This window comes from Psychromonas sp. KJ10-5 (assembly GCF_055808325.1).
Genome location: NZ_CM147864.1, coordinates 1,873,278 through 1,889,305 on the forward strand (window position 1 = coordinate 1,873,278; position 16,028 = coordinate 1,889,305).

Below are 16,028 nucleotides of genomic sequence, written 5' to 3' on the forward strand. Positions count from 1 at the left end.
TACTTTATTTAATCAATATAATTCAATTACTTAGAGTTATCCCGAAAAAAACAAACAAAAAAACCTATCAAAAATTAAAAGTTTCACATAAAAACCTATCAATAGTATAGAAACTACCCATTTTACTTAATGATAATAAGTATCAATAATAGCTACACATAACAGAGACATACTTTAAGAGGGACACACAATGGCTAAAACAATTACTTTTGCAGGCATCCACTTCAGCATCGCAACCCTAGTTGCTTTTGCTTTGACAGGTAATTTTTTATTGGGCAGTTTGATTGCGATTATCGAACCATCTATTAATACCGTAGCCTTCTATTTTCATGAAAAAGTTTGGCAACATGTGCCTTTCCTTAAAAAGCGCGAGTCAATGACCAAGGCAAAAACAATCAGCTTTGCTGTGATTCACTTTAATGTTGCCTTTGCTGTTACTTTCGCTTTAACTGGCGATGCATTCATCGGCGGTTTAATGGCAACGATTGAGCCAACCATTAACTCTTTTGCTTACTTCTTCCATGAAAAAGCATGGGGTAACAAAAATAAACAATCAGATTATGAAATTGAACAGGCTATGTGCGTTTAATGACATTTAGTTAAAAAACTTCATCCCCCCTTCCTGCTAGGTCTTTATAATTAACATAAAGACCTAGCAGGAAAATTACTCGTTTCCGCTCCTCATATATTTTTCGCACACCAGCCTCACTCTTTGGAAAAAGAGATAAAATATTAAAAATATGGCATGCTATTGGGTTGTCTCCTGTGAGCGAGTGAAGCAGAGATATAAATACAAACTTTATTCGAAGCGCACAATGCAAACGTTTCGTAAAAACCAATTAGAGACAACACATGGCAAAGAAGAAAAAATCGAGTTTATTAGGCAAAATCTGGTATGTCCTGTGGCGTTTACTTTTGTTAATGATATTGACCCTGCTACTATTTCGCTTTGTACCATTACCGACCTCTGCTTTTATGTTACAAAGCCCATATCCTGTAACACAGAAATGGATCAGTATTGATAAGCTCTCACCTGCTATGTCGTTGGCTGTTGTAGCCTCTGAAGATCAACGTTTTCCCACTCACTTTGGCGTCGATTTTACAGCGATTGTTGATGCACTTGAACAATACGATGACGGTGATGGGTTACGTGGCGCAAGCACGATTACCCAACAAACAGCAAAAAATATTTTCCTATGGTCAGGCAGAAGCTTTATCCGTAAAGGTTTAGAGGCCGGTTTAGCGCTCAGCCTAGAAGCTGCTTGGGGTAAAAAGCGTATTTTGGAAGTGTATTTGAACATTGCAGAGTTTGGAAAAGGCATTTATGGGGTTGAAGCGGCCAGCCAACATTACTTTGGCAAGTCAGCGACCCAACTCACTGCTCATCAAACAGCACAGTTAGCAGTATTATTACCTAGCCCGCGTACTCGTGATCCACGTAATCTAACGGCTAAACTCAGCCAACGAGTGATTTGGGTCGAACGTCAAATGCGACAACTAGGCGCAGGTTATCTTAAACCTATTCTTGAAAATTAACTTTCTCAAGGGAGCTATAATAAAACGCAGTAGCTATCATCTACCACAGTCGCCTACCGGCTAATTTACACTACGCAATGAATAGATCATATTTGGGGCAAACGACTGCCCCATCCAGTTTTTCACTTGCTTATTAACGTACTAGGCGATCAATTCTTGACGTATAATTGCGGCGCCAGCACTAAGTGCATTTAATTTACCCAGTGCAACTTCACGTGATAAAGGTGCCATACCGCAGTTAGTACAAGGGTACAGTTTATCTGCATCCACATATTTAAGTGCTTCTCTTAGCGTATTAGCGACTTCTTGCGGGGTTTCAATCACATTGCTTGCAACATCAATCGCTCCTACCATCACTTTTTTACCTCGAATAAGGGCTAGTAATTCCATTGGAACATGCGAGTTGTGACACTCCAAAGAGATAATATCAATGTTAGAGGCTTTCAATTTAGGGAAAACCGCTTCATATTGACGCCATTCGTTACCTAATGTTTTCTTCCAGTCGGTATTGGCTTTAATGCCATATCCGTAACAAATGTGTACAGCAGTTTCACATTTAAGCCCTTCAATGGCCCTTTCTAAACATGCAATCCCCCACTCATTTACTTCATCAAAAAACACATTAAAGGCCGGTTCATCAAATTGAATAATATCCACGCCTGCCGCTTCTAACTCTTTCGCTTCCTGATTAAGGATGATTGCAAATTGCCAAGCCAGTTCTTTTCGGCTTTTATAATGATCATCATAAAGAGTGTCAATCATGGTCATTGGCCCAGGTAAGGCCCATTTAATGGGTTGATCAGTTTGTTGACGTAAAAATTTCGCATCTTCAACAAATACTGATTTTTGTCGGCTAACGGGACCAATTACAGTCGGTACACTCGCATCATATCGGTCACGAATTTTAACAATTTTACGGTTCTCAAAATCCACGCCATTAAGGTGCTCAATAAAGGTAGTCACAAAATGCTGACGGGTTTGTTCGCCATCACTGACAATATCGATACCTGCAAGTTGCTGTTGGTGTAACGCTAAGCACAATGCATCTTTTTTACCATCAACTAATGTTTGTTCTTGTAGTTTCCACGGTGACCATAATGTTTCAGACTCTGCAAGCCAAGACGGTTTTGGCAAGCTGCCTGCCGTAGAAGTGGGTAATAATACTTTCATCAATATTCATCCTGTTTAGGGTATTTTATGTTAATTCTTTTACTGTTTTTATTGGGCTATTAAGCAAAACAAGCTGGCTGGGTATCCAACTGTTCTAATAACTTTTTATGTGGTTTGATGAAAAACTCCTCAGCAAACTTACCTTGTGCTATGCCTAATCGACTGCGCTCATCTCGGTCATATAAAATATGTGTTAATGAATAATCTACATGCTTTAAATCAGGCTTATAAATATCACTAGCCACTGTATTGGCATTGTAAATTTCAGGTCGATAGATCTTCTGGAAAGTTTCCATCGTGCTAATGGTGCTGATTAGTTCCAGATTTGTGTAATCATTCAACAAATCCCCCATAAAGTAGAAAGCCAGTGGCGCTACCGCATTTTCAGGCATGAAATAACGTACCTGTAAGCCCATCTTTCTAAAATATTGTTCCGTTAATGAGGAGGCATTAGGCTGATACTCAATACCTAATATCGGATGCTGATTACCTGTACGTTGATAGGTTTTAGTTTCCGCCACACTCAAACAAATAACCGGTTTTTTAATAAAGTATGCTTTATAAGCAGGAGAGTTTAAAAAAGACTTAAATAGCCTTCCATGCAGCTCACCAAAATTTTCAGGTACAGTGAATGAAGACTTACCTTTGTTATGTGCTGACAACAAAATACTAAAATCGTAATCACGTATATAAGATGAGAAATTGTTGCCAACAACCCCATCAATACGCAGCCCGCTTTGATGATCAACAATATTAGTTTTTAACATTTCAATGGAGGGAAAAGTTTGCATACTATTCTGAATATTCATTTCAACAGAAACGATTTCAAGTTCAACAGAGTAACGCTTTGCTTCAGCGTTATCCCAATGAGCTAAGCGATTAAATCGATTATCGATCATCTTAAATGCGTTGCGTAAATTATGCTGGCGGTTTTCTCCACGAGCCAGATTAGCAAAGTTTGTTGTCGCTCGTGTGTTGTCTGCTGGCTGGTAATGCTCATCTAAAGCAGTGCTGTTAACCGTAAATGTAAAATCTGTATTCATCGTTTTTAGCTCCAATTGTCTATCATAAAATCTACACACTCCTTGTTTATTAAGACTTCCTAGCCAATCCCCTTATTGGTATCTGAAACACCAAATAATAAAAGTCAGGGTAATATTGCCTAGCATTAAACAGCAGTAAGTATTTTATACGCCAAATCAAACATGAACAAAAATGATTAATATTCAAATAAACATGAAAATAACTAATAAACAAAAATTAACGTGATTAACAACGATAAAACAGAACTGAGTACAACACCTTTGTAAGATTGGATAGTGTTGGGCTTTTCTTTAATGAATTTTCTGATGTCATGTAACGCAGGAAACAATAGGCATTGAGAAAAATGTATCCTTTGCCCTCAAAACGTTATATTAAAAATGGACCTATTATTTGATACTTTTTCAAAATACGGCTCAACTGGTTTATATTGGATCATTATTGTAAGCCGTATTAAGCAGATAACTACAGGACAACTATATGGACAAGCATCAACTTGGCTTTCAACCTGAATATCAAGAAGAAACCATTACCTTTACTGAAGTAAGCGAATTGCTAGGCCTTACTTTACTTGAATTTGGAGCACCCTGGTGTCCACATTGCCAATTGGGTAGTGAATTAATCAAAGAGGCTTTTGCAGAGGATACTAAATATAGTCGATTAAGGCATATCAAAGTCTTTGACGGGAAAGGTAAACAACTGGGCCGCGCTTTTAAGGTCAAGCTATGGCCGACCTTCATTTTATTAAAAGATGGTGATGAGGTTGCCCGTTTGATTCGCCCAACAGAGTCACAGTCTCTACAGCTATTTTTAAACAAATAATAGATGCAGAATTTAATAGTCTTCGAAAGCAATTACAGGCTTAAAATTGATTATTAATCAGGAAGTACATAGATAAAGCTAATAATCTTGGTTTAATAAGGTTTCCTATCACCTTTATATTAGATCTTTAAGGGTGAGCTTATCTTGCATAACCACACTTTTTCTAAGCACTTTTGTTGCTTAAAACCCATTTATTTTAATCTTATTAATGCCCGCTAAAAGTAAGTGTATTTTAGTAAAGAAAAGCCATATAACACTCACATTTTGGTAGATAGTTTAAGCCTATAATTAAGTGCCAAATACAACAAAAAAAACGATGAAAAAAGATAATAAAAACATGAACAAGTTCTAAGTTTATAAAAAAGCTATTTCTCCCTCAAATAATTTTCTGTGAAAAAAAAAGCTAAAATAATGTTTGCATTTCCTATAAAACAGAGCTGAACTGAAACCATTTGTTAGTGACTACTAACCAACTTAAATCATCTCTATTTGTCCACAATTTTATCCACTAATTTAACAAAACTTATCCCTTGAAAAATTCTCAAAAAGCTTTATCTTGTGTCTCTTCTTTTAAAGCAACACTACATCTTGTGTTTTATTTGAACAACACACACTAGAGTAAAGACAGCCTAAATAGCTAACATCTTTACTCTACTAACATCAAGCAAAGGCCTCTAAAAATGAATAAAAACCTGTCTGTCACTAAGCGTAATGGGAAAAAAGAACCCATTGACCTTGATAAAATCCATCGCGTCATTACATGGGCAGCAGAAGGTTTAAACAACGTTTCAGTATCTCAGGTAGAGTTAAACTCTCATATTCAATTTTATGATGGTATTCGTACTGACGATATCCATGAAACGATCATTAAAGCCGCTGCTGATTTAATCTCTGAAGAGTCGCCAGATTACCAATATCTTGCTGCACATCTAGCAGTATTCCACTTACGTAAACGCGCTTACCAACGCTTTACACCACCAAGTGTATTCGAACACGTGAGTAAGATGGTTTCTAAAGGTAAATATGATGAACATTTACTAGAAGATTACACTAAGCAAGAGTTTGAAGAGATGGATCAATTTATTGATCACTCTCGTGATTTAAATTTCTCTTATGCAGCAGTAAAACAGCTGGAAGGTAAATACCTAGTACAGAACCGTGTAAGTGGTGAAATCTACGAAAGTGCACAGTTCTTATACCTAATGGTAGCGGCATGTTTATTCTCTGATTACGATAAAGAAACTCGTTTAGATTATATTAAGCGTTTTTACGATGCGACGTCATTATTTAAGATTTCATTACCGACACCGATCATGTCTGGTGTGCGTACTCCGACTCGTCAATTCAGCTCATGTGTATTAATTGAGACAGGCGATAGCCTAGACTCTATCAATGCAACGTCTAGCGCCATTGTTAAATACGTATCACAACGTGCTGGTATTGGTATTAATGCGGGCCGTATTCGTGCGATGGGCAGTAATATTCGTGGTGGTGAAGCTTACCACACGGGTTGTATTCCATTTTACAAACACTTCCAAACGGCTGTTAAATCTTGTTCACAAGGTGGCGTTCGTGGTGGTGCAGCAACTGTCTTCTACCCGATTTGGCACTTAGAAGTTGAATCATTACTGGTATTGAAAAATAACCGTGGTATTGAATCAAACCGTGTTCGTCACCTTGATTACGGTGTACAACTTGGTCGTTTATTCTACCAACGCTTAATCGACAAAAAAGAGATCACACTATTCAGCCCTTCTGATACACCTGGGTTATACGATGCTTTCTTTGAAGACCAAGATGAGTTTGAGCGTTTATACCACCTATATGAAGCTGATGAGTCAATCCGTAAGAGCTCAATTCCTGCGGTAGAGTTATTCTCTCTATTGATGCAAGAGCGTGCAAGTACAGGCCGTATTTACATTCAGAATGTTGACCACTGTAATACACACAGTCCATTTGACAGTAAAGTAGCACCTGTACGCCAAAGTAACTTATGTTTAGAGATTGCGTTACCAACTAAACCATTAACGCATATTAAAGATGAAGAAGGTGAAATCGCCCTTTGTACTTTATCTGCGATTAACTTAGGGGCAATTGAGTCATTAGATGAAATTGAAGAGTTATCAGAGCTTGCAGTAAGAGCACTTGATAACCTGTTAGATTACCAAGATTACCCAATTCTTGCGGCTGAAAAAAGCAGCATGAGCCGTCGTACTCTAGGTATAGGTGTAATCAACTACGCTTACTACTTAGCGAAAAACGGCGTGAAATACTCTGACGGTAGTGCAAATAACCTAACGCATAGAGCATTTGAAGCAATTCAATACTACCTATTGAAAGCATCAAACAAGTTAGCTAAAGAACGTGGTGCTTGTGAGAAGTTTCATGAAACACGTTACTCACAAGGTATTTTACCGTTAGATAACTACAAAAAATCGTTAGATGCAATTTGTGACGAAGGTTACCACTTAGATTGGGAGCAATTACGCGCAGACATCGTTAAAGATGGTTTACGTAACTCAACCTTATCTGCCTTGATGCCTTCTGAAACATCAAGCCAAATTTCAAATGCAACTAACGGTATTGAGCCTCCACGTGGTTTTATTAGTGTTAAAGCGAGTAAAGATGGTATTTTGAAACAGGTTGTACCTGAATTTGATAAATACAAAGATCAATACGAATTATTATGGAGCATTCCAAATAATAAAGGTTATTTAGAACTAGTAGGTATCATGCAGAAGTTTGTTGACCAAGCTATCTCAGCAAATACAAACTATGATCCAAAACGTTTTGATGACGGTAAAGTACCAATGACGATTCTACTTAAAGACCTATTAATGGCTTACAAGATGGGATTAAAAACACTGTACTACCATAATACACGCGATGGTGCAGATGATGAAAAAGTCATCGAAGATGATGGTTGTGCGGGCGGCGCTTGTAAAATATAAAATATAGAAATTTAATAATAATTCTATAAATCAAAAGGATGCCTCAAGGCATCCTTTTTTGTTTTTGCTAGAAAACATCTTTTATTTTTTGCTTATTTGATAATCTCTCCTAAAGTAAATATACCTACAATTAAATACAAGCATTATTCACCCTTCATTACCCGCTTTTAAAAATTAATTGTAATTATTTAAATAATTAAGAAATTAAATTAAATCTTCTCGGGTCTTGGTATGGGAGCTTTAAATAATGACGACATAAATTATTGCTCACACATACTAATAACGGACAACAACCCGCTTTTAATGCTTAGCAAGGACCATTTTTAAAGCATTAATGCGCATTGATATAAAGGCTAATAAACTATGTTAAAAAAGATCGTACTCTTGATACTAGCAATCGGATTAATAGGGTTGTTTTTCCACTTCAACCTACACCAATTGCTCACCCTTGAAGGGTTAAAAGGTTCAATGGATCAGTTCACTTCATTACGTGAACAATCACCTGCTTTAGTGATTGGTGGTTTCTTTATTTTATATGTATTAGTGACTGCATTAGCATTGCCAGGTGCCGCTATTTTGACCTTAGCAGCAGGCGCACTGTTTGGTTTATTTGAAGGCTTAATCATTGCTTCATTTGCTTCTAGTATTGGTGCGCTGTGTTCGTTCTTAGTTTCACGCTACTTATTACGTGATTCGCTGAAACAACGTTTTCCAGAACGTTTATCAGCTATTGATGAAGGGATCAAAAAAGAAGGTGCATTTTACTTATTCACTTTACGTTTAGTACCTATCTTCCCATTCTTCCTAATCAATCTATTAATGGGTGTGACAGCACTTAAATCTTGGACTTTCTACTGGGTAAGCCAAATCGGTATGTTAGCTGGAACCTTTATCTTCGTGAATGCAGGTACGCAACTAGCTAAAATCGATAGCCTGTCAGGTATCTTATCTTTTGGTTTAATCATCTCATTTGTTTTACTCGGTATATTCCCACTTATTGCAAAAGGTATTGTTAATATGATTAAAAAACGTCAAGTCTATAAAAAATGGACTAAACCAGCTAAGTTTGACCGTAACATGGTTGTTATTGGTGCAGGCGCAGGCGGTCTAGTAACAAGTTACATTGCAGCAGCTGTTAAAGCTAAAGTAACTTTGGTTGAAGCCGGTGAAATGGGTGGTGACTGTCTAAACTATGGTTGTGTACCAAGTAAAGCCATCATCAAAAGCGCAAAAATTGCAGAGCAAATTAGAAATGCACACCATTACGGTTTAGAAGATACAACACCGCAATTTTCATTCAAAAAAGTAATGGAGCGTGTACATCAAGTTGTTGCTGACGTTGCACCGCATGACAGTGTTGAACGTTACACTGATTTAGGTGTAGAAGTAGAAAAAGGTTACGCAAAAATTCTTGACCCTTGGACAGTAGAAATTAGCTACGAAGATGGTACTAAAAAGAAATTAACGACTCGTACTATTGTTATCGCAACTGGAGCTCGCCCATTTGTTCCACCACTACCAGGTATCGAAGAAACAGGTTATGTTACTAGTGATACGTTATGGACTGAGTTCGCTAAATTAGAAACACCACCAGAGAAACTAGTGGTATTAGGCGGTGGTCCAATCGGTTCTGAATTAGCACAAAGCTTCGCTCGCTTAGGCTCGAACGTTACACAAATTGAGATGGCAGAGCGCATCATGATCAAAGAAGATCTTGAGGTGTCTGAATTCGCTACCGAGTCATTAAAAGAGAGTGGCGTAAACATCTTAACCTCGCATCAAGCATTACGTTGTGAAACAAAAGATGGTAAGAAATTTATCATTGTTAAACACAACGAAGAAGAGATTGAAATTGAATATGACCAATTATTATGTGCTGTAGGTCGTAGTGCACGTTTAACTGGTTACGGCTTAGAAGAACTTGGTATCGAAACTAACCGTACTATCGTTACCAACGAGTACTTAGAAACACTTTACCCTAACATTTTTGCTGCTGGTGATATTGTTGGTCCTTACCAATTCACACATGTCGCTGCCCATCAAGGTTGGTACGCTGCAGTGAATGGTCTATTTGGTAACTTGAAGAAGTTTAAAGTGGATTACCGAGTAATTCCATGGACTACCTTTATCGACCCAGAAGTAGCACGTGTTGGTATTAATGAAGATGAAGCAAAACAAAAAGGCATTGATTACGAAATCACTCGCTTTGATTTTGAAGAACTAGACCGAGCGATCACAGACAGCGCAACCAAAGGTTTCATCAAAGTCATTACACCAAAAGGTAAAGATAAGATCTTAGGTGTGACGATTGTTTCTGAACATGCCGGAGACTTAATTGCTGAGTTTGTATTAGCAATGAAACACGGTTTAGGTCTAAACAAAATATTAGGCACGATCCACAGTTACCCAACATGGGCTGAAGGTAATAAGTACGCAGCTGGTGAATGGAAGCGAAATCATGCGCCACAAACGGTTCTAAATTGGTTAGAGAAATACCATACATGGAGACGCGGCTAATGAAATCAGCAATCCAACACACAACCAATAAGGTAAGCGCCCTAGTGCGCTTCACCTTAGGAGCAGCAATATTAAGTGGTTCAATGCTCAGCACAGCTTATGCTGAAACCAGCGGCAACTTACACAGTACTTGGACAAATTTATTGGCAGAGCATATTACGCCAGTCAACCAAGGCCATAGTACTGCAGTTGATTATGCAGGCTTTAAGCAACAAGAAGATACATTACAAACTTACTTAGATACGTTAGCTGAAACAACACGTACAGAATTTGATGGATGGTCAAAAGAGAAGCAATTAGCTTTTTTGATCAATGCTTACAATGCATGGACAGTTGAATTTATCTTAACGAAGTACCCTGACTTAGATTCAATTAAAGACTTAGGTAGTTTGTTTAACTCACCATGGGACAAAGAGTTTGTACCATTGTTAGGCAAAACAGTGAGTCTAAATGATATTGAACATGGTCTCATTCGTGGTAGTGGTCGCTACAACGATCCACGAATCCACTTTGCAGTAAACTGTGCAAGTATTGGTTGCCCAGCACTACGTGAAGAGGCTTATACGGCGGATAAGTTGGAACAACAATTAACCCAACAAACCGAGCGTTTTTTAACTGATTCAAGCCGTAATTACATTAAAGGTAACAATATCTACCTGTCATCTATTTTTAAATGGTATGACGAAGATTTTGAAACGGGATTTCGAGGAACGAAATCTATCCAGGGCTTTATAAACTTATATGTTGATGCACTGCAATTAACTGAAGAGCAACAATCGACACTTAAAAATCAAAAGTTTAAAGTTAAATATTTAGATTATGATTGGAATCTTAATGCTATCCGTTAATAAAATTTGCCAGCATAGTTTTGCTGGCTTTTATAAAGCACTTTGTTATTTATTACTTCTATTAATACCCCAACAAGCCTTATTTGCCTCGGAGTCGCAGTCTAATGCTGCGGCAATGTGGGAAAATATTGAAATGCGAGGCACTCAACAGAGTGTCTACTTTCATGCTTGGGGCGGTGATCAGCAAATAAATAATTATATTCAATGGGTTGCTAAGCAAGTGAAGCAACAATATGACATTGACCTACACCATGTGAAACTCACCGACACCAGTGAAGCGGTAAGCCGGGTGCTCGCTGAAAAATCAGCCAGTAATCACCGTAACGGTCAAGTTGATTTAGTTTGGATCAACGGAGCCAACTTTGCTTCTATGGCCAAACATAAATTATTAGCCTTAGACTGGGCTGATAAACTCCCTAATTTTGCTCTTACTAACCCAGAAAACAACCCAGCCATGACGCGTGACTTTGGTGTACCAACCGAAGGAATGGAAGCTCCCTGGGGACAAGCAGCCCTAACCTTCTATTATGACAGCCTAAAAGTGGAACAACCTCCACAAACATTAGCAGAATTACTAAGCTGGACAAAACAACACCCTGGTCGATTTACTTACCCTAAACCACCTGAATTTTTAGGAATGAGCTTTTTAAAATATGCCTTAATTATTTTAAATGAGAATCAGCCCGATAATATTAAAGATAAACTTTACCAAGCGGCTACTCCAGAAAGTGAAGCGCAAACCTTGCCTGCTCTATGGAATTTTTTAGATGAACTACATCCAAACCTATGGCGTCAAGGCCATCATTTCGTTGCTAATGGGCTGGCCTTACGTCGTTTAAGTGGGGATGGCGAACTGCAAGTTTCCTTTACTTTCTCAGCAGCAGAAATTCCTTCAGCTATTGCACGTTATGATCTACCTGATAGCACTCGTAGCTATCGTATGCTTGATGGAAGTTTAAGTAATATTCATTTTGTTGCTATTCCCTATAACTCACCACATTTAGACAGTGCTAAGTTAGTGGCGAACTTCTTACTTAGTCCTAAAGCACAGGCTAAAAAGCAGCAAACTTCCGTATGGGGAGATAGTAGTGTGCTAGATTTATCGCAACTTTCCCCAACACAACATGCTTACTTCGATATGACCGAAAAGCGACACTTAAGTGCAAATATCATTAATGTTGATAACACACGCCTATTAAGTGAGTTGCACCCAAGCTGGTCTGCGGTGATCACTAAGCAATGGCTTGCCCGTTATGGAGTACAATAATGATTGTTGCTAACACGTTTTTTACCCGCACCGTTCGCACTAGCCCAATGGTAATGATCGCCCTACTAGTTGTTCCTGTATTGGGTGGATTATTAGGTGTGTTATTACCCGCGTTTGGTTGGTTCCCTGCATTAGGCGCGACTGAGTTTGGTTTATTTGGTTTTACAGAGTTATTTGCAACACCTGGCATTGAGCGAATGTTGCTACTGAGTTACGGTACAAGTTTAATTAGTACTCTATTAGCTTTCCTTATTACGGTGTTAATACTCGCCAGTTATTTTAATAGTCCATGGTTAAAACGTATTCAACGTTTATTGGGCCCTATTTTAGTTATCCCACATGCTGCTGCCGCCATTGCTATTGGTTTTTTAATTGCCCCTTCAGGTTTTTTATCGCGCCTTTTCTCACCATGGTTAACAGGTTGGGATACACCACCAGATTGGTTATTTCCGCATGACCCTTATGGTTTAAGTATCATTTTAGGCTTAGCCTTAAAAGAGTTACCATTTTTATTATTAATTGCATTGGGAGTGCTCGCTCAACCGGAAATAGGTAAAGTCCTCAAGCAACAACACAAGGTAGCTTCAAGCCTAGGTTATTGCCCAATGACAGGCTTCTTTAAAGTCATCCTACCTAGTTTATACAGTTACATGCGTTTACCGATTTTAGCCGTACTCGCTTATTCAAGTGCGAGTGTAGAGATCCCATTAATCCTTGGGCCAAACACACCACCAACATTGGCTGTTGCGATTATGCAATGGTTTAGTGATGTAGATTTAAGCTTACGTATCAAAGCTTCATCAGGTGCTATCGTGCAAATTCTTGTGACCCTTTCACTGCTATTAACTTGGTGGGGAATTGAATTATTAGTGAAGAAATGCAGTGCCTCTTGGTTAACCAATGGAGCGCGCGAACATGGCGGCATGATCATCAAACGCTTTACTGATGTTATTACCTTCATTATGGTGAGCACTATTGCTTTAGCTCTCCTAGGCATGGTGTTTTGGTCTTTTGCAGGTTTTTGGTCTTACCCAAACCTGCTGCCCGATCAATTTATGACGATGCATTGGCAATCTGCGTTAACACAAATGCAAACACCTTTATTTAATACCTTGGTGATTGCCTTTAGCAGTACCCTACTAGCCATTATATTAACGCTGTTAGCATTAGAGTCTGAACAGCAAAGCAATAAAACCATTTCAGCTGTCAGCGGGTTAATTATCTACCTGCCTTTGTTGATCCCGAGTATTGCTTTCTTATTTGGACTGGTGTGGATGTTTGAGCAAGTAAATAGCCAACACACCTATTTAAATGTGGTATTCGCTCATCTTCTGTTTGTTTTACCTTATGTATTTTTATCATTAGCCAATAGTTACCGTCGATTGGATCCACGCTTTAGTTCGGTGGCAGCCAGTTTAGGAGCCTCTCCTTCTAAAATATTCTGGCAGTTAAAATTACCTTTATTAATATCGCCTATTTTGATCGCCAGTGCCTTAGGGTTAGCCATTAGCTTTAGTCAATATTTACCAACGCTATTAGCTGGTGCAGGTCGAATTAATACCATTACTACCGAAGCGGTAACATTAGCAAATGGGGCGAGTCGACGCACCAGTGCGGTTTATGCATTAATGCAAATGTTACTGCCCGCTTTATTCTTTATTTTAGCTTGGTTAACACCGAAAATTTTCTCACGTGCACGTGTATAGGAACGTATATGAAATCAATAACAATACCGTCACTGGTTATCGAAAAATTACAATTAAAACAGAAAGATAAAGTACTCTTATCGCTAGACGAAGAAATTATTGGCGGACAAGTACTGACCATAATGGGACCGTCAGGTAGCGGTAAATCTACTTTACTGAATTGGTTAGTCGGTATGTTACCAAGCAGCTTTGATGCAACAGGTAAACTCTACTTAAATGGTGCTGATGTTTCTCAAATATCTAGCCACCAGCGTCATATTGGACTTTTATATCAAGACCCATTGCTGTTTCCTCATTTGACAGTGGAAGGCAACATCGCCTTTGCAATGCCAAAAGGTAACAAACAAGATAGGCTTGATGAGATCAGCGATGCTTTAAAACAGGTAGGCTTAAGTGGCATGGAAAAACGCTGCCCACAAAGCTTGTCGGGCGGCCAACAAGCACGTGTTGCACTATTACGAGTTTTATTGAGTAAGCCCAAAGCAATCCTTTTAGATGAACCTTTTAGTAAACTGGATAGCCAACTCCGTCAAGAAACACGTCAGCTTGTGTTTGATGAAATTCAACGTCATAGTCTACCCGCAGTAATGGTGACACATGATGAGAGCGATGCCATTGCAGCACAGGGTAAAGTGATTACCTTAGACAAGTTAATTTAATCGTAGCAAACGGGAAGTCGATGTTAGATAGATTTATCACACCAGTTATCAAACCACTGTTAATGCCAGTGGTAAAAACCTTGGACAAACGTGGTGTCACACCAGATCAAGTAACCTTAGTTGGCTTCTTTATCGGCATCATAGCAGTCCCCTTACTGGCCAATAAAATGTGGACGGCTGCATTAGTGATGATTGTGATTAACCGTATTCTAGATGGGTTAGATGGAGCCTTAGCACGTTATCAAAACAACAGTACCAGTGCTGGCGGTTTTTTAGATATCTGTGTGGATTTCTTATTTTATGCGGCAATCCCAGTTGGATTTGCAATGGCTGAACCAGAATTTAACGCACTGCCTGCTGCGGTATTACTAGCCGTATTTATTGGTACTGGTTCTACTTTTTTAGCCTTTGCTATTCCCGCTGAAAAGCTCAACCTAGACAGACCACAATTTGCCAATAAAAGCTTCTATTTCATCAATGGATTAACAGAAGGCACTGAAACTATCGCCTTTTTTGTGGCATTTTGTATTTGGCCACAATACTTCCCAGCCTTGGCTTACCTCTTTGCTTTACTGGGTGCGATGACAGTGTTTACAAGGATTCATGGTGGCTATAAAACATTAAAGTCGCACCAAGTAAGTAATCAGGAATAAATATGGTTGATGATGCTCAGCTCAGGCTAATTATTTTTATTACTATTTTAGCGGTGATGTTTACCGTAGAAAGGTTATTCCCTGCGCGTCAGTTACCTACTAAACCGTCAGCCCCTTCACAAAAAATGCGTTTAACTGGTAACTTTGGCATCGTATTTATATCTGGTTTATCAGCAAGGTTGATATTCCCATTAGGCTTAATGGGCTTAGCTTTATTTTTTACTGAACAAAATATAGGGTTATTCAACCTCGTTGATCTCCCAGAGTGGTTAGTGATTACTTTAAGCTTATTACTCTTGGATATGCTTATTTATTGGCAGCACCGCCTATTCCACAAAATCCCTTTATTATGGCAACTACACAAAGTGCACCACGCAGACACACATGTAGACAGCAGTACTGGATTGCGTTTTCATCCTTTAGAAATCATTGCCAGCTTAGTGATTAAAGGGATTGCCATTTTTATCTTTGGTATTCCTGCTTTTGCGGTCATTTTATTTGAAGTGTTACTCAATGGCTTTGCGCTGTTTAACCACGCGAATATTCGTTTACCTGCCAAAGTAGAAGCAGTTACCCGCCTGATTTTAATGACCCAAATTTTACATCGCATTCATCACAGTCAATTATTCAAGGAGAGTAATTCAAACTTTGGTTTTAGTGTCATTTGGTGGGATCGTTTATTTGGTAGCTATTCTGCGCAAGCCACAAAACCAGACCTAGAGATTGATATTGGTATTACAGAGTTTCCTGATGCGAAGGACAATGCGCATTTATGGGGATTATTGAGCATGCCGTTTAAGCGGAAGAAATAGTCTAACGAATATTTTTCTCTTTAAAGTGATAGAAAATGCAGGCTCA

At 38.6% G+C, this 16,028-nt stretch carries 13 protein-coding genes; 11 read left to right on the top strand and 2 right to left on the bottom strand.

All coding sequences use genetic code 11. From position 1 onward, the window contains the following. Positions 1-190: 190 nt before the first annotated feature. Entirely contained in the window at positions 191-589 is a 399-nt protein-coding gene (locus AC0L3W_RS08330) for a DUF2061 domain-containing protein (RefSeq protein WP_354669230.1), read from the top strand. 263 nt (positions 590-852) lie between these two features. After that, complete coding sequence (mtgA, locus tag AC0L3W_RS08335; RefSeq protein ID WP_290039817.1) at positions 853-1,536, top strand: monofunctional biosynthetic peptidoglycan transglycosylase; 684 nt, start codon at positions 853-855, stop codon at positions 1,534-1,536. Positions 1,537-1,677: 141 nt separating this feature from the next. On the opposite strand, the gene AC0L3W_RS08340 is transcribed toward mtgA, so the two are convergent. Together AC0L3W_RS08340 and AC0L3W_RS08345 are read right to left on the bottom strand one after the other, a co-directional pair. Further along, positions 1,678-2,706: a methionine synthase gene (locus AC0L3W_RS08340; RefSeq protein WP_290039818.1), complete on the bottom strand. Its 1,029-nt coding sequence runs from the start codon at positions 2,704-2,706 to the stop codon at positions 1,678-1,680. A gap of 59 nt (positions 2,707-2,765) precedes the next feature. Beyond that, the gene (locus AC0L3W_RS08345; protein WP_290039819.1) at positions 2,766-3,749 is read right to left on the bottom strand and encodes a DUF1852 domain-containing protein; all 984 of its coding nucleotides are present in this window, start codon (positions 3,747-3,749) and stop codon (positions 2,766-2,768) included. A gap of 478 nt (positions 3,750-4,227) precedes the next feature. On the opposite strand from AC0L3W_RS08345, the gene AC0L3W_RS08350 reads away from it, so the two are divergent. From AC0L3W_RS08350 to AC0L3W_RS08390, 9 genes are all read left to right on the top strand, one after another. Further along, positions 4,228-4,569, top strand: a complete 342-nt coding sequence (locus AC0L3W_RS08350) for a thioredoxin family protein (protein WP_290039820.1) — start codon at positions 4,228-4,230, stop codon at positions 4,567-4,569. 680 nt (positions 4,570-5,249) lie between these two features. Next, positions 5,250-7,520 (top strand): class 1a ribonucleoside-diphosphate reductase subunit alpha, encoded by a 2,271-nt coding sequence (gene nrdA, locus AC0L3W_RS08355; protein ID WP_290039821.1) that lies wholly within the window; start codon positions 5,250-5,252, stop codon positions 7,518-7,520. A 363-nt stretch (positions 7,521-7,883) separates the two neighbouring features. Then, positions 7,884-10,037, top strand: coding sequence for an FAD-dependent oxidoreductase (locus AC0L3W_RS08360; protein ID WP_290039822.1), 2,154 nt, complete (start codon positions 7,884-7,886; stop codon positions 10,035-10,037). Continuing rightward, a complete protein-coding gene (locus AC0L3W_RS08365) occupies positions 10,037-10,885 on the top strand; it encodes a DUF547 domain-containing protein (RefSeq protein ID WP_290039823.1) in 849 nt (282 codons plus the stop codon). The genes AC0L3W_RS08360 and AC0L3W_RS08365 overlap by 1 nt, the downstream gene beginning before the upstream one ends. Further along, positions 10,872-12,152 carry an ABC transporter substrate-binding protein gene (locus AC0L3W_RS08370; protein ID WP_290039824.1) on the top strand — a complete coding sequence of 427 codons (1,281 nt, stop codon included), beginning with the start codon at positions 10,872-10,874 and terminating at the stop codon, positions 12,150-12,152. Before AC0L3W_RS08365 ends, AC0L3W_RS08370 begins: the two co-directional genes overlap by 14 nt. Further along, a complete protein-coding gene (locus tag AC0L3W_RS08375; RefSeq protein ID WP_409439196.1) occupies positions 12,152-13,858 on the top strand; it encodes an ABC transporter permease in 1,707 nt (568 codons plus the stop codon). Before AC0L3W_RS08370 ends, AC0L3W_RS08375 begins: the two co-directional genes overlap by 1 nt. A gap of 8 nt (positions 13,859-13,866) precedes the next feature. Further along, positions 13,867-14,517, top strand: coding sequence for an ATP-binding cassette domain-containing protein (locus AC0L3W_RS08380; RefSeq protein WP_290039826.1), 651 nt, complete (start codon positions 13,867-13,869; stop codon positions 14,515-14,517). A 20-nt stretch (positions 14,518-14,537) separates the two neighbouring features. Next, complete coding sequence (locus AC0L3W_RS08385; protein ID WP_290039827.1) at positions 14,538-15,170, top strand: CDP-alcohol phosphatidyltransferase family protein; 633 nt, start codon at positions 14,538-14,540, stop codon at positions 15,168-15,170. A gap of 2 nt (positions 15,171-15,172) precedes the next feature. Next, positions 15,173-15,982 carry a sterol desaturase family protein gene (locus tag AC0L3W_RS08390; RefSeq protein WP_409439195.1) on the top strand — a complete coding sequence of 270 codons (810 nt, stop codon included), beginning with the start codon at positions 15,173-15,175 and terminating at the stop codon, positions 15,980-15,982. The last annotated feature ends 46 nt before the right edge of the window (positions 15,983-16,028 follow it).